Origin of the sequence: Bradyrhizobium sp. UNPA324, from assembly GCF_006658635.1 — a bacterium.
Lineage (GTDB): Bacteria > Pseudomonadota > Alphaproteobacteria > Rhizobiales > Xanthobacteraceae > Bradyrhizobium > Bradyrhizobium nanningense.
Window position 1 is genome coordinate 6,250,368 of record NZ_LFJD01000004.1, and the last position, 19,705, is coordinate 6,270,072.

At 64.1% G+C, this 19,705-nt stretch carries 21 protein-coding genes; 2 read left to right on the plus strand and 19 right to left on the minus strand.

Annotation, left to right across the window (positions count from 1 at the left end; all coding sequences use genetic code 11):
- Positions 1 to 40: 40 nt before the first annotated feature.
- Positions 41 to 928, minus strand: a complete 888-nt coding sequence (locus tag UNPA324_RS29900) for a dienelactone hydrolase family protein (RefSeq protein WP_128920212.1) — start codon at positions 926 to 928, stop codon at positions 41 to 43.
- A 705-nt stretch (positions 929 to 1,633) separates the two neighbouring features.
- Here UNPA324_RS29900 and UNPA324_RS29905 point away from each other — a divergent pair.
- Entirely contained in the window at positions 1,634 to 2,212 is a 579-nt protein-coding gene (locus tag UNPA324_RS29905; protein ID WP_141937509.1) for a MarR family winged helix-turn-helix transcriptional regulator, read from the plus strand.
- Positions 2,213 to 2,226: 14 nt separating this feature from the next.
- On the opposite strand, the gene UNPA324_RS29910 is transcribed toward UNPA324_RS29905, so the two are convergent.
- Positions 2,227 to 3,189, minus strand: coding sequence for a hypothetical protein (locus tag UNPA324_RS29910; protein ID WP_141937511.1), 963 nt, complete (start codon positions 3,187 to 3,189; stop codon positions 2,227 to 2,229).
- 817 nt (positions 3,190 to 4,006) lie between these two features.
- Between UNPA324_RS29910 and UNPA324_RS29920 the strand changes: the two genes are divergently transcribed.
- A complete protein-coding gene (locus UNPA324_RS29920; RefSeq protein WP_181769688.1) occupies positions 4,007 to 4,777 on the plus strand; it encodes a winged helix-turn-helix transcriptional regulator in 771 nt (256 codons plus the stop codon).
- A 317-nt stretch (positions 4,778 to 5,094) separates the two neighbouring features.
- On the opposite strand, the gene UNPA324_RS29925 is transcribed toward UNPA324_RS29920, so the two are convergent.
- From UNPA324_RS29925 to UNPA324_RS30005, 17 genes are all read right to left on the minus strand, one after another.
- Positions 5,095 to 5,553 carry a hypothetical protein gene (locus UNPA324_RS29925; protein ID WP_128920216.1) on the minus strand — a complete coding sequence of 153 codons (459 nt, stop codon included), beginning with the start codon at positions 5,551 to 5,553 and terminating at the stop codon, positions 5,095 to 5,097.
- Positions 5,550 to 6,062, minus strand: a complete 513-nt coding sequence (locus UNPA324_RS29930) for a flagellar biosynthesis protein FlgN (protein WP_128920217.1) — start codon at positions 6,060 to 6,062, stop codon at positions 5,550 to 5,552. The genes UNPA324_RS29925 and UNPA324_RS29930 overlap by 4 nt, the downstream gene beginning before the upstream one ends.
- A 42-nt stretch (positions 6,063 to 6,104) precedes the next feature.
- Positions 6,105 to 6,584, minus strand: coding sequence for a rod-binding protein (locus UNPA324_RS29935; RefSeq protein WP_181769565.1), 480 nt, complete (start codon positions 6,582 to 6,584; stop codon positions 6,105 to 6,107).
- Positions 6,581 to 7,000 (minus strand): hypothetical protein, encoded by a 420-nt coding sequence (locus UNPA324_RS29940; RefSeq protein ID WP_128920219.1) that lies wholly within the window; start codon positions 6,998 to 7,000, stop codon positions 6,581 to 6,583. The genes UNPA324_RS29935 and UNPA324_RS29940 overlap by 4 nt, the downstream gene beginning before the upstream one ends.
- A 5-nt stretch (positions 7,001 to 7,005) precedes the next feature.
- Positions 7,006 to 7,758: a flagellar biosynthesis protein FliR gene (gene fliR, locus UNPA324_RS29945; protein ID WP_128920220.1), complete on the minus strand. Its 753-nt coding sequence runs from the start codon at positions 7,756 to 7,758 to the stop codon at positions 7,006 to 7,008.
- On the minus strand, positions 7,755 to 9,836 hold the full coding sequence (gene flhA / locus UNPA324_RS29950; RefSeq protein ID WP_141937517.1) for a flagellar biosynthesis protein FlhA: 2,082 nt from the start codon (positions 9,834 to 9,836) through the stop codon (positions 7,755 to 7,757). The genes fliR and flhA overlap by 4 nt, the downstream gene beginning before the upstream one ends.
- Before the next feature lie 78 nt (positions 9,837 to 9,914).
- A complete protein-coding gene (gene fliQ / locus UNPA324_RS29955) occupies positions 9,915 to 10,181 on the minus strand; it encodes a flagellar biosynthesis protein FliQ (protein ID WP_027572776.1) in 267 nt (88 codons plus the stop codon).
- Complete coding sequence (flgD, locus tag UNPA324_RS29960) at positions 10,178 to 10,600, minus strand: flagellar hook assembly protein FlgD (RefSeq protein WP_128920222.1); 423 nt, start codon at positions 10,598 to 10,600, stop codon at positions 10,178 to 10,180. Before flgD ends, fliQ begins: the two co-directional genes overlap by 4 nt.
- A gap of 14 nt (positions 10,601 to 10,614) precedes the next feature.
- The gene (gene flbT / locus UNPA324_RS29965) at positions 10,615 to 11,025 is read right to left on the minus strand and encodes a flagellar biosynthesis repressor FlbT (protein ID WP_128920223.1); all 411 of its coding nucleotides are present in this window, start codon (positions 11,023 to 11,025) and stop codon (positions 10,615 to 10,617) included.
- Positions 11,025 to 11,369 (minus strand): flagellar biosynthesis regulator FlaF, encoded by a 345-nt coding sequence (gene flaF, locus UNPA324_RS29970; RefSeq protein ID WP_164936358.1) that lies wholly within the window; start codon positions 11,367 to 11,369, stop codon positions 11,025 to 11,027. The genes flbT and flaF overlap by 1 nt, the downstream gene beginning before the upstream one ends.
- A gap of 67 nt (positions 11,370 to 11,436) precedes the next feature.
- Positions 11,437 to 12,483: a flagellar hook-associated family protein gene (locus UNPA324_RS29975; protein WP_141937519.1), complete on the minus strand. Its 1,047-nt coding sequence runs from the start codon at positions 12,481 to 12,483 to the stop codon at positions 11,437 to 11,439.
- Positions 12,484 to 12,486: 3 nt separating this feature from the next.
- The gene (flgK, locus tag UNPA324_RS29980; protein ID WP_141937521.1) at positions 12,487 to 13,962 is read right to left on the minus strand and encodes a flagellar hook-associated protein FlgK; all 1,476 of its coding nucleotides are present in this window, start codon (positions 13,960 to 13,962) and stop codon (positions 12,487 to 12,489) included.
- Positions 13,963 to 13,996: 34 nt separating this feature from the next.
- Positions 13,997 to 15,232 carry a flagellar hook protein FlgE gene (locus UNPA324_RS29985; RefSeq protein WP_128920226.1) on the minus strand — a complete coding sequence of 412 codons (1,236 nt, stop codon included), beginning with the start codon at positions 15,230 to 15,232 and terminating at the stop codon, positions 13,997 to 13,999.
- 120 nt (positions 15,233 to 15,352) lie between these two features.
- Positions 15,353 to 15,934 (minus strand): transglycosylase SLT domain-containing protein, encoded by a 582-nt coding sequence (locus UNPA324_RS29990; RefSeq protein ID WP_128920227.1) that lies wholly within the window; start codon positions 15,932 to 15,934, stop codon positions 15,353 to 15,355.
- Positions 15,885 to 17,222: a flagellar hook-length control protein FliK gene (locus UNPA324_RS29995; RefSeq protein WP_141937523.1), complete on the minus strand. Its 1,338-nt coding sequence runs from the start codon at positions 17,220 to 17,222 to the stop codon at positions 15,885 to 15,887. The genes UNPA324_RS29990 and UNPA324_RS29995 overlap by 50 nt, the downstream gene beginning before the upstream one ends.
- Positions 17,219 to 18,397: a chemotaxis protein gene (locus tag UNPA324_RS30000; RefSeq protein ID WP_128920229.1), complete on the minus strand. Its 1,179-nt coding sequence runs from the start codon at positions 18,395 to 18,397 to the stop codon at positions 17,219 to 17,221. Before UNPA324_RS30000 ends, UNPA324_RS29995 begins: the two co-directional genes overlap by 4 nt.
- Complete coding sequence (locus UNPA324_RS30005) at positions 18,394 to 19,701, minus strand: MotB family protein (protein WP_141937525.1); 1,308 nt, start codon at positions 19,699 to 19,701, stop codon at positions 18,394 to 18,396. Before UNPA324_RS30005 ends, UNPA324_RS30000 begins: the two co-directional genes overlap by 4 nt.
- Between the last annotated feature and the right edge of the window lie 4 nt (positions 19,702 to 19,705).

Below are 19,705 nucleotides of genomic sequence, written 5' to 3' on the forward strand. Positions count from 1 at the left end.
AGAGAAAGGGCGGCGCCAAGGCCGCCCTTGAACTTCAGCATCAGCTCAACACGCCGTATTTCTTGAACCAGGCCTGCGCCTGCTTCCAGGCATCTTCCGCGGCGTCCTTGCGGTAGCTGCCGCGATAATCGGCATGGAAGCCGTGCGGCGCTTCCGGATAAATCTTGAACTCGGCCGTCTTCTTGTTCTGCTCGAGCGCCGCCTTCATCTGCTCGACCTGTGCGACGGGAATGCCGGTATCGGCGGCGCCGTAGAGGCCGAGCACCGGCGCCTTCATCTCGGGCGCGAGCTGCATCGGGCTCTTCGGCCACAGCGGATTGGCGGGATCGACCACGGGTCCGTAGAAGGCAACGCCGGCCTTGAGGGTGCCGCTATGGGCGGCATATTCCCAAACCGTGCGGCCGCCCCGGCAGAAGCCGATGATGCCGAGCTTGGCCGTGTCACCGCCCTGCGATCCCGCCCATGCCACCGTCGCGTCGAGATCGGACAGCAGCTCCGCGTCCGGCTTGGCATTGACGATCGGCAAGAGGTCCTTGAGCTCGGTGATCTTGGTCAGGTCGACGCCCTTGCGGAAGTAATAGTCTGGCGCGATGGCGAAGGCGCCTAGCTTGGCGAGGCGCCGCGTCACGTCCTTGATGTATTCATGCAGGCCGAAAATCTCCATCGCCACGACGATCACCGGCGCCCTGGTGTTGCCGGCAGGGCGGGCGAAATAGGCGGGCATTTCCTCGGAGCCGACCTTGATCTTGGCGTCGCCAACCTGGAGACCATTGGTGTCAGTCGTGATCACCTCGGCCCGCACGGGCCCGGCCGCAAGCGTGTAGCCGGCCGCCACCGCCGCAGTGGCGCTCATGAAGCCGCGGCGCGAGACCGGGGCGACTTTCGTCAACCCGACGACGTCGGATGTCATGGTGGTTTCGAAGCTCATCGGTCTATCCCTCCCTGCCGCTTATGCTGATGCCCCGGGCGACGCATTCGCCAATACTTGCCGGCGAAACGCAAATCACCAGCCTGCGAGCAACCGCGCTTTCAGGCCGGCCCCCGGAGGGCGAAGACGCTGCAGGTGATGAGGTCGTAGAGCTCGAGCATGTTGCCCAACAGAGGCTGCCAATGCTCCACGTGTGACGCTGAACGGCGCTGCTTGCTCGATTTCCAGCGACGCGCTGACATTCCCTGGATCGCTCGCGTGCGGACTTAACCGTCTAGCTGCGCCGCATCGCAACATCCATTAACCGAGAAAGATGGTTCTCTCCCGGCCGATCCCACCGCCGGGCGCCGCAGGCGATGCACATGTTTGCGCATTCGACACGCTCGCCCGCAACAAATGGACGCCGCAATGGCCACAATGACAATCATATTGCTCACGCATCGCGCACGACCGTCAGATCACGGGCGAGCCGCCGTCATTTGATTGAAATTTTCAGATGAATCGAGCCGTGCGATTTACTCGAACTTTCTTTGTGACGCCTAGTTCCACGTCCGGAAGTTCCATCTCCGGCAACGGAGCTTCTTCCCCGCGCGAGGCTCGCCGTTCGGCAACGGACGAAGGGCCAAGTGGGGACTTCATTCCCGTCCCTCAGATTGCGCTACCCAAGGCTCAATTGAATAAAGCTTTATCCGACCTGGAACCGAAATGAATTTGGCTCGTGAATCGATTGAACTGTTGGAGCAGGTCGCACGAATCCTGTGGTTCGAAGGCACCAAGCACGGCTTGCGCGACCGCGAGTGGATGGCGCTGCGATTCCTCTCCCGCGCCAACCGCTTCTCCCGGACGCCTTCGGCGCTCGCAAGTTACGTCGGCACCACGCGTGGCACCGCATCGTTCATCATCGGGGAGCTCGAGCGGCTCGGTTATCTCGAGCGGAAACGCTCGGCCACCGACAAGCGCTCGGTGATGCTGAGCGTGACGCAGCAGGGCAAGAAGTTCCTGGTGCGCGACCCCGTCAACGTTCTGGTCGAGGCGATTGCCGTGCTCGACGACGAGGTCAAGATCCGCTTCCGCGACACGTTCCGGCACGTGCTGGATCAGTCGGACACAGCCGAGCAGCGGCACCACACCGACGTTTGCAAGCGATGCATCTTCCTCCGGGAAGAGCGCACCGCCACGGACAGCAAGGCGACGGCCGAGTTCAGCTGCCGCCTGTTTCGCTCGCCGATCGCGGAGGCGGAGGTCGATCTGCTATGCACCAGCTTCGAGCATCATCGCCAATAGAAGGCGGCGTTCGATCAGGGCGTCGCCTTGCGTGACGAATAGACGACGCCCCCGCTTGTCTCCACCACCAGACGCCCATTCTCGTTCCTGATCTCCTCGATGCGGCCGAGACCTGGCACCTGCTGTCCCAGCACGGCTTCGATGACGCCGTTCGGACTCTGCAGGATGGCAATTCCTTCATAGGCCTGGCGAACCGACCAGCCCTTGATCACCTTGCGCGGCGCCGACGTGCGCTCGGACGGAGACACCGAGCCGGTGAACTCCGGCGCTGCGACCGAGGCCATCATCTGCCCTTGCGGTGACGAGGGCTGTGATTGCACCATTGCCGGTGCCGGCGCCTGGACTTGCGCCTGAGCTTGTCCTTGGGCGAGCTTGTCGAGCTTTACCGTCGAGGACGAGCTCACCCGCTCGATGCGATCCAGGTTCTCGGCGAACCTGCCGAACCGGTCGTTGGTCGCCTTGCTCGATTGATCGACCGCGGTGCGGAGGCCATCGAGATTTTCCGACACGCCCGACACCTGCTTGCGCAGCTGTGCGACGGTCTCGCGCAGGATCCTGATCTCCGTATTGGCCGCAACGTTGTTCTGCGCGGGCTGGGTGGTGAGATAGGCGATCACGCCGGTGCAGGCGCAGACCACAAGTATGGCGGCGACCGCCAATGTTGCGAGCGGCGCAACCCATGCCGGACGGGGCGGCGGGGGCTTGGCCACGATCACGGCCGGCTTGATCACGGTCGGCGTGGGCTTGGGTATCGCCATCTTGTCGAGACGCGCCTTGGCGCGAATGCGTTTGAGGCCCTCGAGCGCCTCCTTCGCGAGAGCTTCGTCGCTGGCCGCGGCCGACACACGCTTTGCGCCCGCAGCAGGCTTGGTCGCTCGCGCCGTATTGTCCTTTATATCGCGCGGCTCGGGAGTCGGCTTCACCGTCGCGGAGACATCAGCGGTCGCGTTGGGACGAGCTTGTCCATCGGACAACATGTGAGAATGCTCCGTTCGGTTCGATCTGTCGAACGGCGAGGTTATTTGCCGAAGCTTGCCTGAAACGTGCGCGTCGAAAGATTTTCATCATGCGCGATGCGACGACGGGCGGTACGAACGCGCCATGTACGTGGCGAGAGTGCGACTCGAAAGACACACACTCGCCAAGATTTCGCCAAGCTGGAGTCTCGCCGCTACACCCGAGTCGAATTGCCGCATGTGGAAACAGGCGGTCCAGAGTCAATCCCGGGTTGAAACCCCTTCCACATGCATGGCCGCGGCACTGCCCGAAAGAGCTGTAATCGTACGGGGATACGGAACCTTAGAACCATCACGGTGCAGAACTAGTTTAATTTCTAAATCAACTGATGCGATTGAATACATCAAGCAGCAACCGGAAACAAACCAACAGTATCAAGCACACGTAGCAATCGCTTTATTACGCACGCTTGATCGGGAATCGGCAATTGTTACGGTCCTAGTCAAGTGATTCTCGCCAGTTGGCGAGGAGATCGACACAGTTTCGGTGGCGTTCGGACGCAATGAGCAACTTGGCGCAACTGTTCTAGGTCGTTTCTCAATCCGCTCCGCGAGGTGATCCGCAAGACACCCGCCGGGCCTCACACAGTAAGCGTTCAGTATCGAGTGGAAGTACCAGGCCTGCGAGACGCAGGCACTGAATGCGTAGGGCTGCCCGCGAATATCGAAACCATAACAACGGTTCGCGGGAAGGAATGTCGTCAAACAGCATCGTTGCCGAGCCGGGCATCACACCACCAACCGGCCGCGACGAATGCGAAACAGGGGCGAAAGACTGATGTATATTATCGTTGATGATCGCGAGAGCGTCGCGAACAGCTACGTCGGAGGGCTCGTCCGCGAAGGCGTATCGTCGATCGGATTCTCCTCCGGGGAATTCTGGGACTGGCTGCAATCCGCGAGCGAATCGGATCTGGCAGCGGTCGATGCCTTCATCCTCGGGGATTGCGATGCCCGCGGAAGCCTGCCGCGGGCCATGCGCAAACGCTCATCGGCTCCCATTATCGCCGTGAGCAGCCAGAAAATGCTCAAGAACACGCTCGAGCTGTTCGAATCTGGCGTCGACGATGTCGTGCACGTGCCGGTTCACCTCCGCGAAATCCTCGCCCGGACGGCCGCGATCGCGCGCCGCCGGGTGGGCGAACTGCCAAGGCCTTGCGAGACCAGGATCCAGGTCTTCTTCAACGGCCGCGACCCCGAGATCGCGGGCCACGCCCTCACCCTGCCCCGCCGCGAACTGCGCATTCTCGAATATATGGTCAGCAACCACGGCAAGTGGATCACCAAGACGCAGATATTCAACGCGGTCTACGGCATCTTCGAGTCCACTTTCGACGAAAGCGTGATCGAGAGTCACGTCAGCAAGCTGCGCAAGAAGCTCCGCGACCGCCTCGGCTTCGACGCGATCGTGGCCCGGCGCTACGTCGGATACCGCCTCGACATCCCCGCCGGCGAAACCCTTGACGAACCGATGCAGGAGCTCGACGAGGTCGGCATCCTCCTGAACCGAGCGCATGCCGTCTCGGCCGCGTACCCGGCCGGCAACTGACGCGGCAGAAGCCTGCTGTGAAACCGACAACGGCCTCCGCGAAGCACCTTCGCGGAGGCCGTTGCACTTTTGGGGGCGGAGACGACGGGATGAGCCCTGCTGAGCCGCGATGAAGGTGCGTTCCCTCCCCCTTGTGGGGCAGGGCAATCCCATGTGGGAGCGATCTCGCCTGTGGCCATCCTCGAGACGCCCGCCGGTGGCGGGCCCTCAGGATGAGGACCGGGTGCGCGGCGCCAGTTTCAGCGAGCACCAACGCTGCTTGGCCTCATGCTGAGGTGCTATCGGCCGAGCACGACTCGACGTCAAGCCGTCGCATCCTACGGCTTCTGCTGGAATTCTTCCTTGGAGACGTAGTTGAAATCCTCGACCAGGACGTCCTGGACGACGTCAGCCTGCATCCGCTCGTTGACGCGCTGCTTGATCGCCGTCGTCAGGATGGAGAGGTCGTAACGGGCGAGCTTCCTGAAGTCGAGACGGTCGTCGGCGTAGATCCTGCGAAAGGCCTCGTCGACGACGAACGGCTCCGGCGGAACGTTGAGCTGGTGCATGGTCCGCGCCTCGACGGTGTAGACGAAGCGCGCGACGATATAGCCCTGCACATTGCCGTTCTCGACCATGGGCACGCTCAGTGCCCGCGTCTTCTGGTATTGCAGCCCGTCGAGATATTCGTCCTTCGCCGGCAGAAGGCTGCCGTTTTCCTTCCAATAGGCCACGGCATAGCTCGTGCCCGCAGTGAGGATGCATACCCAGAGTCCGGCCAGCACCAGTCTGATCATTTTCCGTCCTGCGCTGCGCGACCGGTATAGGTGCCGTCCGACTCGGCCTCCTTGATCGCCTTGACGATGATGCCGGCGACCTCGCGCACCGCGTCATAGTGCATTTCGAGGATCGAGCGATTCCGCTCGAGTTTTTCGCGCAGCCGCTGGATCTCCGCGGTGACCTCGACTTCGCCGCCGAGATGCATCCGCGCCCGCATCAGGCGGACGAATTCGAGCATGCTCCGGCTCTTGCGTGCGCTGAAGTCGTCGAAATCGATCTTCTTGCCCGTGGCGAGCGCGGCCGTCTCCTCTTCGACGATGCTCTCGAGCCGGCGGATCGCAGACAGCAGGCCGCGCACCTCGTCCGATCTCACCGCATCGGCGCCGTCGACCACGGCCTCGCTGCTCACGATTGGCAGCAACACGGGAAGCAGCGCATCGCCTGCCGCTGCGTCCGTCGTGATCACCTCGGTGTCCGCGACCGGCTGTTCGATCGCCATGGCCGCCGCGCCCTCTTGTACCTGCATAGAAACCTCACCCCTCAACTTCTGTCACCCATTCGCGGACCATCATCCTGCCTTGTCCGCAACGTTCGGTGCCGCTGGATGCGCAGCAGCGAGCCGATCGGCGATGCCGATGCCCTTGCCCTTTGCCAGCTGGTTGCCAAGCTGCTCCGCCAGCATCGACTTCCAGACCCCGCCAGCCGTGCCCTTGCCGAAGACCTCCTCCGACTCCTTCGGCAGCATCGTCTCGACGAAGGTCTGGAGGATGAAAGCTTCGAACTTCCGATAGACCTCGCCGGATGCCGGCGCCTTGATCACCCGAACCGGCGCGCCGTTCACCGCGCTCGACTGCGCCTCGGACAGGTGCGTCGCGGATTGGTCGGCTGCCACTGCTGCGGCTTTGCCGACCTCTGCATCCATCGTGGCGGCGAAGTCGGCGCCGGAAGATTTCAGTGCATCGAGTTTCGCGGTCGCTGCGCGCTGCGTCACGGGATCGGCGGCCCCGAGGACGTCGAGTACGAGGTCTGGCGTCGCTGTCACGATCATGTCTTGTTCCGGTTGGCTGGCCGTGGCGTCCACGCGCGCACGGCAGGGCTTAGTCCCGTCATCTCCTCGAGAACCCGCTTCTCCGCGTCGCGGAGCTTGTCGGCCAGTGCCGCCTTCGCGACCTCCTCGAGCTGCTTCACGCGGCGGTTCTCCGCGCGAACCTGGTCGAGCTGCTGGGCGGCCTGCGCCTCGACCGCGCGCGCACCGACGCTCGTCCTGTTGAGGCGCCGCGCGATCGATTCGCTCGACGAGCCCGCCGGCGGCTTGCCGTCGTTCAAGGCTCCCACCAGCCATTCCTGCTCGTGCTGCAGGCTGCGCTCCTGCTGCCGCAACTGCGCAAGCTGCCATTCGGACAGCCGGAGCTGGAGCTTCATCAGCGAGACCATCCGGCCGAGCTTGTCCGCGCGCGAGGTCATGCCAGTTACTCCGCCAGCCAGGACGAGACGCCGAGCATGAATTGCGTCAGCAGTTCGTCGCTGGTGAGGTAGAGCAGCAGGAAGCCGCCGAACAGCACGAAGGGCACGGAGATGAAATAGACCGGAATTGCCGGTGTCAGCTTGTTGATCAGGCCGACCGCCAGGTTGACGATCACCGAATAGACGATGAAAGGGCTGGTGATCCGCAGCGTCAGCACGAACGCCTCGGACAAGCGGCCGACCAGCTGGTCGAGCGCCATGCCGCCGCCGAGCCTGTCGCCGGGATGCCAGACGTCGTAGGAGTTCATCAGCCCGCGCAGGACCTGCCAATGCTGGTCGGTCATGAAGAACAGCGTGGTGACCGATACCATGATCAGCGGCACCAGCGCCGGCGCCGGATCGCTGTCGGCAACCGGCGTCCCCGGGATGTTGCTGAGGCCAATCGCGCTCGCCATCACGGTCGCCATAGTCTGGAGCGCGAGGAAGAACACCCGCCCGCCGAGCCCAATGACGCTGCCGACCAGCAGCTCGGAGCAGATCAGGAGTGCCAGCGTCAGCGGCGCGGCGTTGTCCGTGAGAGGTTTCAGAACCGCGATCAGGATCGGCGCCAGCGCGAACGTCGTGACCAGCGCGACGAACAGGCGGACCTGGGCCGGAACGTTGACGCTGGAATAGCCGGGCACCAGCATCAGGCAAGCGCCGATGCGGCAGAACACGATGAACGTCACCAGCACGCTGTCGGCGAGACCGCTGATCACGAGATGGCTCCGAGTGCCCTGATCTCCGCGCTGCGCGCGACCTCGACATGCGACAGCACCGGCAATGTCGGGAACACCCGTTCCAGAATCATCCGGACATAGGGGCGCGCTTCGGGCGTCACCGCCAGCACCACGCTGGTGCCGCTTTCGGTGAATTTGCGGATCGCAGCGCTGGCTTCGGTTGCGAATTGCTCGATCAGGCGCGGATCGGCGTCGAATTCGACGACGTCGCCCTTGGCGTCGCGCTTCAGGCTCTGATGGAACGCGAGGTCCCAGCGGTTGCCGAGACGCACGACGTTGAGCACGCCGTTGTCGGAGAGATCGCCGCAGATCTGCTGGGCAAGCCGCGTCCGCACGTGCTCGGCGACCTGCTCGGAGCGCCGCACATGGGGCGCGATCTCGGCGATCGCCTCGAGGATGAGGTGGAGGTTGCGAATGGAGACCCGCTCGGCCAGCAGGATCTTCAGGATCGCCAGCAGGCCCGAATAGGAGATCTGCGACGGGCAGAGATCCTCGACCAGGCGCTTGTACTCGGGATCGAGCCGGTCGAGCAGCGCGCGCATGTCCTTGTAGGACAAGAGCTGGGCGAGGTTCGCCCTGATCACTTCGCTCAAATGCGTGAGCAGCACCGACAGATTGTCGACCGGCTTGCAGCCCTGCCGCTTGATCTCGTCGGTGAAGGCTTCCGTCACCCACAGCGCCTTCATGCCGAAGGCGGGCTCGACCACCTCTTCGCCCGGCACGTCGGGCTTGCCGTCCTTGTCGACCAGCACGAGCACCTCGCCGAGCCTGAGCTCGCCATGGGCGACGCGGGTGTCGTGGATCCGGATCTGGTAGCCCTTGGGATCGATCGAGAGATTGTCGGTGAGCTTGATCTCGGGAATGACGAAGCCGTACTGCTTGGCGTACTTCTTGCGGATCTTGGCCACGCGGTGCGCAAGCTCGGTGCGCGAGCCCAGCAGATGGACCGAAAGGTGGCCGCCGAGCGCCAGCTCGATCTCGGCGGTCTTGAGCTGCTCCTTGACGGATTCCTTGGCCTCGGTCTGGGCGCGCTCGTCGGCCTTGAGGGCCGCCTCCTTGCGCTCCCGGGCCGCCTGCCGCCTCGGCAGCGTATAGCCGACGAAGGCCATGACACCGCCGAGCAGCACGAAGGGTGCCATCGGCAGGCCCGGCATCAGGGCGAGCACGAACATCATCAGCGCGGCGGCCGACACCGCGCGCGGATAGCCGCCGAGCTGCCGCAGCACCGCCTGCTCCGCCGACCCCCTGGTGCCGCCCTTGGAGACCAGCAGGCCCGCCGACAGCGACACGATCAGCGCCGGCATCTGCGACACCAGACCATCGCCGACGGAGAGCTTGGTATAGACGTCCGCGGCACGCGTCAGGGTCAGTCCGTGATGGGTGACACCGATGACGATGCCGCCGAAGATGTTGATCGCGGTGATGATGAGGCCGGCGATGGCGTCGCCGCGGACGAATTTCGAGGCGCCGTCCATGGCGCCGAAGAAGGCGCTCTCCTCTTCGAGCTCGCGGCGGCGGCGCTGGGCTTCCTTGTCGTCGATCAGGCCGGCGGACAGGTCCGCGTCGATCGCCATCTGCTTGCCGGGAATGGCGTCCAGGGTAAAACGGGCGCCGACTTCGGCGATACGCGTCGCGCCCTTGGTGATCACGACGAAGTTCACGGTGACCAGGATGGCGAAGATGATCAGACCGATGACGAAGTCGCCGCCCATGACGAACTTCGAGAAGCCGGCGACGACGTAGCCGGCGGCCTGTTCGCCCTCCCCGCCCCGCGACAGGATTAGGCGCGTCGTCGCGATATTCAGCGCCAGGCGCAGGATCGTCGCGATCAGCAGCACGGTCGGGAAGGCCGAGAAGTCGAGCGGTCTCTGAATCCACAGTGCGACCATCAGGATCAGCGCCGACAGCGCGATCGAGAACGCAAGGCCGAGGTCGATCAGGATCGGGGGAATCGGCAGGAACAGAATCGTGAGCATGGTCACGATGCCGGCCGCGAAAAAGGCGTCGGCCCCGAGGCGGCGCGGGCTGGGCAGGCTAGCAGCTAACGTATCGGCCATGGGTCACCGGCGGAGGAGTCCGGTTCGCAATCTGCCGCGCAAAGCTTACGCGAGGGTGGTGGCAGGTCGCCGCCAGGATCAGAAGCCGTGCTCGATCCGCGAATAGACCATCTCGGTGAAAGTGGAGAGATGCGCGCCGATGAAGGAGCCGGAGACGGCAACGACCAGCAGAATGACGATGATCTTCGGAACGAAGGTCAGCGTCACCTCCTGGATCTGGGTCAGGGCCTGGATCAGCGCGATCACGGTGCCGACCAGCATCGCGGCGCCGACCGCGGGCCCGGAGGCGACGATGATGGTCCAGATCGCCGCCTGGACGATATCGAGAGCGTCGCGTTCGTTCATGATTGGCTGATCGTGAGCCCGGGCCCGACCGCGACCTTGGTGCCGTCCTGAAGGGTCGCGATGGAGCCATCGCTGTTGATGGCGACCGAAGCGACCTTGCCGCTGAAGCTGGCACCGGTGGAGTCGGTGAAGCTGACGGTCTTCCCGATCAGGCTGTTGGCCTGCGACAAGGACTGCGACGACAGCAGCGCGTCCAGCTTCGAATTCGTCTGCATCGCCTGCTCGACCGTCGAGAGCTGGGCGAACTGGCTCATATATTGCGAGGTGTCCATCGGATTGGTCGGATCCTGGTTCTTCATCTCGGCGATCAGGAGCTGAAGAAACGTATTGTAGTCGACGCCGTTGCTCGACGTCGTCGTGGTCTGGCCAGTCGAGTTGGACGACTTGCTTGTGCTGTCGGTCGCGCTGGTGACGTTCATGTGACTCTCCGCTGTCAGGCAGCCTCGAAGGGGGAAACGGTGGCGGCGCCGGCCAGGATCGCTTGCTCCACCGGGAACAGGGCCCGGATCCGCTTGAGCGCCTCGAAGTAACGCGTCGCCTGGACCAGCTCGTCGACCGCGCCGAGTCCCTCCAGCATCTCGCGGCTCTCGCACACGGCACACAGGGCCGCGTGATGCTGCGCGTAGAGCGCGGCGGCGTCGCGGATGTCGGTCGGATTCATCAGCATGAGCTGGACGATGAAATAGAGCTGCCGCAACGCCGTGGTGGCATCGGAGGCTTGCATGACCTGCCCTTCGAGCAGGAACATCACGTCGTTGACGAGCTCGACGGAGACCTTGCGGTCCACGCGAAGCACCGCGCCGTTGATGTAGATGCGTTCGCCCGCCCGCAAGGAGACTTTCATCAAAGAGCGTCTCGGATCAGGCGGTTGATTTCAATGAGCTGCATCACGTCGTTCGATCTCTCCTCGCGAAGGCGATCGGCTTCCTTGACGACCCACAGGCCGATCGAGATGATGTCGGCGCGCAGCTTGTCCGGCAGCCCGTTTTCCGGGTGCGCGAGGTCCTCGATGAAGATCGTCCACAACCGCCGCACATAGAGCAGGCTCTCGACCAGATCCTCGAGGCTGAAGCGCCCCTTCTGGAGCCGTTCGAGCCGATCGATGCCGAGGCTGAGCGCCTGCCGCTCGCGACCCCGCGCCTCAAAGCCACTCTCGTCGACGACCGCTTCATAGGCTTCAAACGTCATCAGAACCACTCTAAACAGGAGACCGGACAGCAAGACAAAGGTTACGAGCCTTCACGAAGGAGCCTTCTCAGAGATAGTTGATCAGGCTGATCTTCTGGAGCTGCGAGGTGAGCGCCAGCGCGGTCTGGATCTGGGTCTGCAGGGTGTTGACCCGGACCGAGGCTTCGGTCGGGTCGACCGCCTCCAGCTTGACGATCTGATTGTTCAGAATGTCCTGCTGCGTCTTGAGCTTTTCAGTGGCGCCGGTAACCCGCTGCTGGACTGTGCCGACGCTGCCGCCGAGCGCAGCGAGGTCGGTGATGGCATTACCGACGAGGCCAATGGCCTTGTCCACGACGACCTGGAACGTATCCTGGCTCAGGTTCGCGTTCCCGAGATCCGCCATCATGGTGTAGGCCTCGGCCAGCTTGCGGAAGCCGGTCTGGTTGGCGCTCACGGACGTATCGGCGATCTCGGTCGTCGAGATGCGGCTTTGCATGACCTGGTCGGTGGCCGTTGACCAATTGGTGTTCCAAGCCGGGCTCGCGAATTCGGCGTCAAAGGTGGTGTTGAGGAAGGTCTGCATTTGTGCCGGGCTAATGCTGCTCACGCTGGCTGAGGATTGCGAGAAGCCGAAGGCCGCAAAGAAATCCGCATCGACCTGGTTCTTGCTGGCCGAGCCGGCCGTGTAGGCCGTGATCGGCTGGTTCTGCGTATTGATGCCCGAGAACAGATACGAGCCGTTGTAGGACACGTTCAGCGCGCCGATCAGATCCTGGAGGTTGGAGGACGCAGGCGGCAGGATGATCCGCCCGCCGCCGTCGGTACTGCGGGCCGCGATCAGGTCCTTGAGGAAAGACGTTGCGGTCGTGTTGAGCTGGGTGATGCGGTTCTGCGTCGTGTCCAGGCGCCCCGAGACGAGCGCGTTGGTATCAACGAGCTGATCGGCGAAGCTGAAGTCCGCCCGCAACGTGACGTCGCTTCCCGTTGTGGCACCAAGCTCGAGGCCGACATCGGCGAAGCGGCCGGTGGTGGCTTCCTTCGAGGCCTTGGCCAGCGCGGCCTGATTGTTCGTGATCGAGGACCTCAAGCCCGAGGACAGCATCAGGGTCGAGATGTAGTTCGCGCTCATCATGGCTCAATTCCCTACGGCAGCCAGCAGGCTCTGCAACATTTGGTCGACGGTCGAGATGATCTTGGACGATGCCGAATAGGTGCGCTCGACCTGAAGCATCAAGGACATCTCGTCGTCCATATTGACGCCGCTGACATTCGACAGCGCCGCGGTGCTGCGCTCGAGCATCGTTTTCTGGTAGCTCACGTTGGAGTCCGCGGTCTTGCGCTGGTTTTCGATCCAGCTCGTCGACGACGAAGCGAAGTCGACCAGACTGCCGTTCGGCTTGCCTTGCGTGGTTGCATCGAACGGCTGCGCCGCGTCCATGCCGCCGATGAGCTGCTGCAGCCGGGCCGAGTAGCCGCCGTTGCCGGCGGCGTTGTACTGGTATGCGACATTGCCGCTGATCGCGCCGTCGCGCAGCAGGTTCGGGTTGCCGCCCTGGGCCGGATCGACCGACGCCGCAACACTGATCAGGCCGGCAAGGCCGACCGAGACGGTGGCGCTCGCCGGCATCGCCGGCGCGCCGGGATAGGTGAACAGACCGGGAACGTCGGGCAGCGCCGCGGCGGTCTGATCGCTCTCCCTGAAGGTATTGATCAGGCCGCGCGCGATTTCATCGAGCTGGTCCTGATACGTGACCGTGGCCTTGTCGCGCAGGTCAGCGAGGCCCGCGAGCTTGCCGGTCTTGATCGGCATCACCGAATTGGCGCCCGTAACAGGCACGCCGTCGATATAGACCGCGTTGCCCGTGGTGCCGGCCGTGTAGTTGTTGGTCGCCGCGAAGCTGACCGAGCGCGCCGTCTTGTCGAACAGGACGACGCCGCTGTCGGTGTAGAGCGCAGCATCGCCGTTGGCGCGGATCGACATCGAGACGCCGACTTCCTGCGACATCTTCGAAACGATGGTGTCGCGCTGGTCGAGATAGTCGGTGATGTCGTCGCCGGCGATCGTTCCCTTCACGATCGCGGTGTTGACCTTATCGAATTGGGTGAGCAGCTGATTGATGTTGGCGACCGAGGTCGCCATGTCGGCGTCCGCGCCCGCGCGCACCGTCTGCACGGTCCTGGTCGCCTCGTTGAGCGAGGTCGCCATGTCCTTTGCGGACGTCACCGCGGCCTGCGCCAGCGTGGCGTTGTCCGGAGCGTTCGCATATTGCTGCAGTGCCTGCTTCAGCGCATTGAGCCGCGCCGTCGGCGACTGGCCGAGTTCCGGATCGTCCACCGTGGCCGATGCGATCTTCTGCAGACCATCGTAGATCGCATTCTGCTTGGCCGACGACGAAGTCGCGATCAAGACGTTGTTGTAGAGACCCGAGCTTGCGGCGCGCTGGATCGCCGCGACATAGACGCCGGCATTGGGCAGGTTGTCCAGCACGGCGATCTTGCGCGAATAGCCGACGGCGCCGGCACCGGCGATGTTGCGCGAGATCGTCGACGACTGGATGCCCGACGCCATGAGCGAGGCGCGAGCGGAGTCGAGAGCGGCGGTAAGGGACATGATCTGCTCTTGGCCGGGATGCGTGCCGAACGACTCAGCGCTTTAGGTTGACGACGACGTCGAGCAGGTCGGCGCCGGTCTGGAACGATTTCGAGTTTGCGGTGAAGCCGCGCTGCGCCTCGATCATCCCGGTGAGTTCGTCCGCGAGATCGACATTGGAATCCTCCAGCGCACCCGACTGAACGGTGCCGCGCCCGCCAGCAGCAGTATTCCCGACCTGCGCGTTTCCGGAATTCATACTGATGGAATAGACGTTGCCAGCTTCGGGCGTGAGATTGTCGGGACTCGGAACGTCGGCAAGCATGATCGTGTAGAGGGGCGTTTGCTGCCCATTCTTGAGGATGGCGGTCAGCACGCCCTGGGAGTTAACGTCGACCTTCTCGATGGCAGAGGGAACGCTGCCGTTGACCGTCGCCTTGAAGTCGAAGCTGGAAGCGACCTGCGTCACGGCCGACATATCGATCGTAAAGGCTGAGCCACCGGGAACAGTCACAGTGAGCGATGTTGGACCGGTCATTGCGCCCTTTCCGGCTGCCGTCGTGTCGAAGGTGAACGTGCCAAGACCACCCGCAAGCGGGGCACCCGCTGCCGAATCGTAGACCTGGATCTGCCAAGTGTCCGTACCGGCAATCGATCCGGTCTTAGCCATATAGACGTCGAGCTTCTTGGCGTTGCCGATGTTGTCGTAGGCCACGATCGAACTCTTCGACGAATATGACGTCGGACTGGGAGGTAGAGATGCCGGCGGGACGATGGCCGCGCTGGGATCAAGATTGCCGGTCACAGTTGCCAGCGTCGACGGCACAGGCACCTGCGACACTTGTGAGACGTTCACGATCTGAAGTCCCGTCAGATTGTTCTGCGAGAAATTGGTTACGAGTCCCTGCTTGCCCAAAAGGTAGAAGCCGGCCGCATTGACCAGATTGCCCTGGCTGTCCGGCACGAACGAGCCGGCTCGCGTCAGGTACTGCTGCGTGTTGTTGGCATTCGACACCACGAAGAAGCCGTTGCCCTGGACGGCGAGGTCCGTCGTCGACGTCGTGAACTGCGTATGACCGGCGTCACTGATGGCATAGCGGACCGTGGTCTCGACCGCGCCCGAATCGTAATTGCCGGAGCCGCTCTTCAGGATCAGCGAGGAGAATTCGGTGGAAGCCCGCTTGTAGCCGGTCGTGTTGACGTTGGCGATGTTGTCCGAGACCGTCGACAGCTTGTTGGACTGCGCGCTCATCCCGGAAACGCCGGTGCGCATAACACCATACAGGCTCATGAAAGGGGCTCCTTTGGTAGGTTGCAGCTACAATGAGAGGTCTTGCTTGCGCGGGGCTGATGATTGGGAACGATGCACAACTTGTCGTCGTGCCGCCGGTTGTTGCTTCAGCTCGTCAACTCAAGTTGCTTTCGGCTGGCAGAAGGAGCGAGCATTGTCGGTCCAGGCGCCGAAACCGCTCGAGACGAGGTGCGCGACGATGTGGCAGACATAGCGCTTCTGGGCCGGCTGGTTGTTGGGACCGGCATTGTAGCGGGCGACCGCCATGGTCCAGCTGCCCTCGCGCTGCTTCAGCTCCTTGAGGAAACGCGCGGCATAATCGACGTTTCTGGCGGGGTCGAACATTGCCCGCACCGAGGCGAACTTGTCGCCGTGATAATAGTGGTTGATCTGCATGCAGCCGAGGTCGATCAACTTGATTCCCTTGGCTCGCATCGCCTCGAAATTCGCCATCGCGTCGTTGATGTCCTTGGCGAACACGGTCTGGCCGTCGGCGCCGAGAGCGTAGGGATGGAGCGCGCCGCGCCGTCCGGTCTCGGTGAGGCCGACCGCATAGAGAATGCCGAGTGGAATCCCGTGCTGCTGGGCCGCGCGCGCCATCTCGCGCTCGCAGGAGCGCGCGTGGTCGGTCGCCGCAGCCGCGGCGCCGGCGTTACAGATAAACAGGGCCGCGACGATTTGGCTGGCCCACGTCCTGGTCATGACGCGTCTCCTGGTTGGACTGGCGCTCCTGCCGGGCCTGTCTCGCGCCGCCGTCGGACTGCCCCGACGACGTGCCGGAGCCGTCGAACGTTCCTTGCGACTGCGACGAGGGCTGTTGCTGGCTCGGGAGCTGCGGCTGCGACTGGCCGGAGCCGCTTTGGAATCCGTCCAGCGAGCCGTGCTGGACCGGTGCGACGTCGGCGACATAGCCCGCCGACTGCATGAGATCGCGGATCTGGTCGCGCTGCTGGTCCAGCATCTGACTGGTATCCTTGCGCTCGGCCGCGAGATGGACGGCGACTTCGGTGCCGACGAGGCGCAGACGCACGGTGACGTTGCCGAGCGCCGGCGGCTCCAGATTGATGGTCAGGATCTTGAGCGGCTGATCCGGCGCATTGGTCTGGGACGCCGCAAGATCAGGCGCTGCGGACGCCGTCGGACCAGCGGAGTCCTTCAGCTCGGCGACGACCGCATTGGCGACCTGCTGCGGGGCGTTGAATTGCGCCGGCGGCAGATGGGTCTCCTGCTGGACCACGGTGACCTTGGTCGTCTCGGGCAGTGCGTCACGGCCCGAGGCCTTGGCAGCGCGCTCGACATTGGCCGTGACCGCCTCGAAGCCCGGCGTCGCGGGCATTGGGCTCGACGGCTCACCGCCTTGTGTCGGCAGCGGCACGGCCGTCGCTTGCGACGCCGCAGCCAGCGAGCGCGCGGCGGTCGGAGCGACACCGGACGGGGCGGTATCGCCTGTCGCCGCCTTCGCGCCCTGAACGTCGCGCTTGGTCGCGGAGGACCGCTCGTCGCGCGCCGGCGCGGTCCTGTCGGCGGATTGCAATTGCATCTGCGGCTTCACGGCAGGCGCGGCAGCGATCTCCTGTCCGACACCCACGGCGATGCCCGACTGGTCCTGAACCTCCGCCCTGGCGACATGATCGACCGGATGTTGTTTCTCCGACGGCTTGTCGACCTTCTTGTCGGAAGCCCCCTCTGTGGGCTCTGCTCGCTCCGGCGCATCCATGAGCTCGTGCGCCGTCGCGTCCTTCGGCTTCGCCTTCCCGGTCGGATGAGCCAGACGCGTGCGCAGTGGCCCGGCCTTATCGGTCGTATCGCTGCCGTCGTCGTTCAGAGCCTGCTTGGCGAGGTTCGAGACGGTATGCAGCAGATCGTTGAACGACGAGCTTGTCTGCGATTTGGCGCCGGCGCTCTTTGCCGCACGCGATGTCCCGCGCATATTGAGAGTCTCGGCGAGGCCTGAAAAAAGCTGTCCGGATGTTCCACTGAGCTTGGTCATGGACGGCGGTCCCTGGTGAGGAGTTCGAGTTCGCCCAGCTGCTTCTGCGCGCGCGCAAGCGTCACGGTCGATGACGCCAGATCGAGACGCGCCGGCGTTGCCGGAGGCTTGTCGGCCGCGGCGGCGGATCCGCCCGGGAACGGCTTGCGAACATCGAGCGCGAGCTGCAACGTGGCATTCAGAAGCGGGACGTCGCGCTCGGGCAGCTTCGACCGGTCGAGTGCCTTCAACTCGGCGAGACCGCCGTCATATTCGTCGGTGAGCGCTCGCGAGGCGCCGCGGAAGAAATGCGCCCGCTCGCGATCCGCGGAGGCGTCGGCGCTGAGCGTCAGCGCCCGCTCGCCGGCAAGCCGCGTCACGGCCAGCTGCCCACGCACCATCGCCGTGCGCGCGATCACGAGATAGAGCTTGAGGCGGCTCGCGCCATCGATCTTCTCCAGCATGGCAGCGATCCGCGCAAAGCGGCGCTCGTCGAGCGCCAGGCTCGATTGCGTCAGGCCGGTGGAGAAGCGCTGCCAGAAATCTCCGGCATAGATCGAGTTGCGGTAGTGGCGGAGATAGGCCAGCGTCAGGAACTCGAACTTGTCGAAGTCTTCCGCCTGCCCGACCAGCAGGATCTCGCGCCGCAGCGCCGCCTCCTCCACCAGCGTTCCGGGCAGAAGCAGGCGCGCGTCGTCCAGCCGCTCGATCGCGAGCGATGCCTCGGTACGCGCGAACAACGCGCCCTGGACCAGCGCGACCTGTCCACCGAGGCCCGAGGACAGCGTCCGCGGCTTGACCTCCTTGAGCAGCTCCCGCGCTTCCTCCTGACGACCCTCGACATAGGCGAGCGCGCCGTTGAACAGCCGCTCGTCGACGTTCATCTTGTCGCGCGGCAGCTTGCGGACGATTTGCGGCGCGCCGCCGCTGAGCAGGTAGATCACCACGGCCTGGCTGTTCTGCGGATTGCTCCACACGGTGGGATCGGCGGCGAGAAACCTCTCTCCGATCTGCCGGATCAGCGCGATGTGGCTGCCATGCGCGGCGGTATCACCATTGGCGATGCCGTCCTGTACCGCCTGCAGCGCGCGGACCAGTTCATAGGGCTCGCCCGGCTGGCGCGCGGGCTGAGCCCGTACGTTCGCCACCGTGAACGGCAGGAGCAGCAGAGCGGCGCAAAGGAGCGGCCTGATCAAGGGCGCTTCTCACGGATGAGGATTTCGATCCGGCGGTTCTGCGCGGCCGCGGGATCGTTCGGAAGCTTCGGCCGCCGATCGGCGTAACCTTCGACATGCTCGATCCGCTGCGCGTCGACGCCGGAGCGAACCAGCATGTAATAGGCCATCTGGGCGCGGGCGGTCGACAGCCGCCAATTGTCGTAAGTCTCCGAACGATACGGCCGATTGTCGGTATGGCCGCGGACAATGATCATGCCTTGGCGTTTCGTCAGCAACGGCCCGATCTTGTCGATCACGCGGATGAGCTCGGGCCGCGGCTCGGCCGAGCCGACCGCGAACATGCCGAAGCTCGCATCGTCGGTCAGGCTGATCAGGATGCCTTCCTCGACCTGACGCACTTCGGCCGCCGGTCCTGCGCCCGCCTTGATGTCCGACAGCGCGTCCGCGATCGCGGACTGAAGCTGCTTGACGGTCGGCTGCTGGGTCTGGGCCGTATCGCGCGGGTCGCTCTCCCTCGCCGCATCGCTCTGACGCGCCTGCGCGGCGGCGTTGGGTTGAGCGGTCGTTTGAGCGCTGCCCTCGCGGGGCGACTGCGCCGGCGCCGGCGGCAGCAAAGGTGACAGGTTTGCGGATGAGGCGTCCGCGCTCGGAGCTACGCTTCCGCCGGCATCGTCCGCCCTGGCACGACTTGCCTGCGGCTCGCTCTGATTTGTCGCGGGCGCGCTGTCGCGCGCGGAGGCATTCGGCTTGGGCTCACTCTCGATCATGCGATCGGCGTCCTTGGAGGCTTGCGGCGCCAGCTTCCAATAGCCGGGGTCAAAGGGGTCGCGGTAGGCGTCGCCGCCCTTGAGGCCATCCTCTTCGGCGGACGTCAGCGCGCCGGCGCGCCGCTGCCCCGAGGACTGGTTCGCGCTGCTCGCGATCTCGGCGAGAGTCGCATAGGGATCGCGGAACAGCACCTTCTCTTCAAAGGAGGCCGGCTTCTCGTTCGTCGGCGAGTCACCGCGACGTTCTTCGTTCGAGCCAGCCGGCTGACGCTTGCCGTCCTGACCTTCGAACGACGTCGGCTCCTTCTTGGAGAGATTCTTGAGGCCCTTCGGCGCGGGGGCATTTTCCGCGAGCTGGATCGGGTTGAAATAGCTCGCGACCACCTGCTTCTGGTCCTGGTTGAGCGCGTTGATCAGCCACATGACCAGGAAGAACGCCATCATCGCGGTCATGAAGTCCGCATAGGCGATCTTCCAGACACCGCCGTGATGCGCCTCCTCAGCGAAGGCGCTGCGCCGGCGAACGATCACGAGCTCATGCTTGACCTCTTCCATGGCG

Bases quoted from the DNA above. Each gene is read 5' to 3' on its own strand.
- UNPA324_RS29900 (WP_128920212.1), bottom strand. From the start codon at position 928: ATGAGCTTCGAAACCACCATGACATCCGACGTCGTCGGGTTGACGAAA.
- UNPA324_RS29905 (WP_141937509.1), top strand. From the start codon at position 1,634: ATGAATTTGGCTCGTGAATCGATTGAACTGTTGGAGCAGGTCGCACGA.
- UNPA324_RS29910 (WP_141937511.1), bottom strand. From the start codon at position 3,189: ATGTTGTCCGATGGACAAGCTCGTCCCAACGCGACCGCTGATGTCTCC.
- UNPA324_RS29920 (WP_181769688.1), top strand. From the start codon at position 4,007: ATGTATATTATCGTTGATGATCGCGAGAGCGTCGCGAACAGCTACGTC.
- UNPA324_RS29925 (WP_128920216.1), bottom strand. From the start codon at position 5,553: ATGATCAGACTGGTGCTGGCCGGACTCTGGGTATGCATCCTCACTGCG.
- UNPA324_RS29930 (WP_128920217.1), bottom strand. From the start codon at position 6,062: ATGCAGGTACAAGAGGGCGCGGCGGCCATGGCGATCGAACAGCCGGTC.
- UNPA324_RS29935 (WP_181769565.1), bottom strand. From the start codon at position 6,584: ATGATCGTGACAGCGACGCCAGACCTCGTACTCGACGTCCTCGGGGCC.
- UNPA324_RS29940 (WP_128920219.1), bottom strand. From the start codon at position 7,000: ATGACCTCGCGCGCGGACAAGCTCGGCCGGATGGTCTCGCTGATGAAG.
- flhA (WP_141937517.1), bottom strand. From the start codon at position 9,836: ATGGCCGATACGTTAGCTGCTAGCCTGCCCAGCCCGCGCCGCCTCGGG.
- fliQ (WP_027572776.1), bottom strand. From the start codon at position 10,181: ATGAACGAACGCGACGCTCTCGATATCGTCCAGGCGGCGATCTGGACC.
- flgD (WP_128920222.1), bottom strand. From the start codon at position 10,600: ATGAACGTCACCAGCGCGACCGACAGCACAAGCAAGTCGTCCAACTCG.
- flbT (WP_128920223.1), bottom strand. From the start codon at position 11,025: ATGAAAGTCTCCTTGCGGGCGGGCGAACGCATCTACATCAACGGCGCG.
- flaF (WP_164936358.1), bottom strand. From the start codon at position 11,369: ATGACGTTTGAAGCCTATGAAGCGGTCGTCGACGAGAGTGGCTTTGAG.
- UNPA324_RS29975 (WP_141937519.1), bottom strand. From the start codon at position 12,483: ATGATGAGCGCGAACTACATCTCGACCCTGATGCTGTCCTCGGGCTTG.
- flgK (WP_141937521.1), bottom strand. From the start codon at position 13,962: ATGTCCCTTACCGCCGCTCTCGACTCCGCTCGCGCCTCGCTCATGGCG.
- UNPA324_RS29985 (WP_128920226.1), bottom strand. From the start codon at position 15,232: ATGAGCCTGTATGGTGTTATGCGCACCGGCGTTTCCGGGATGAGCGCG.
- UNPA324_RS29990 (WP_128920227.1), bottom strand. From the start codon at position 15,934: ATGACCAGGACGTGGGCCAGCCAAATCGTCGCGGCCCTGTTTATCTGT.
- UNPA324_RS29995 (WP_141937523.1), bottom strand. From the start codon at position 17,222: ATGACCAAGCTCAGTGGAACATCCGGACAGCTTTTTTCAGGCCTCGCC.
- UNPA324_RS30005 (WP_141937525.1), bottom strand. From the start codon at position 19,701: ATGGAAGAGGTCAAGCATGAGCTCGTGATCGTTCGCCGGCGCAGCGCC.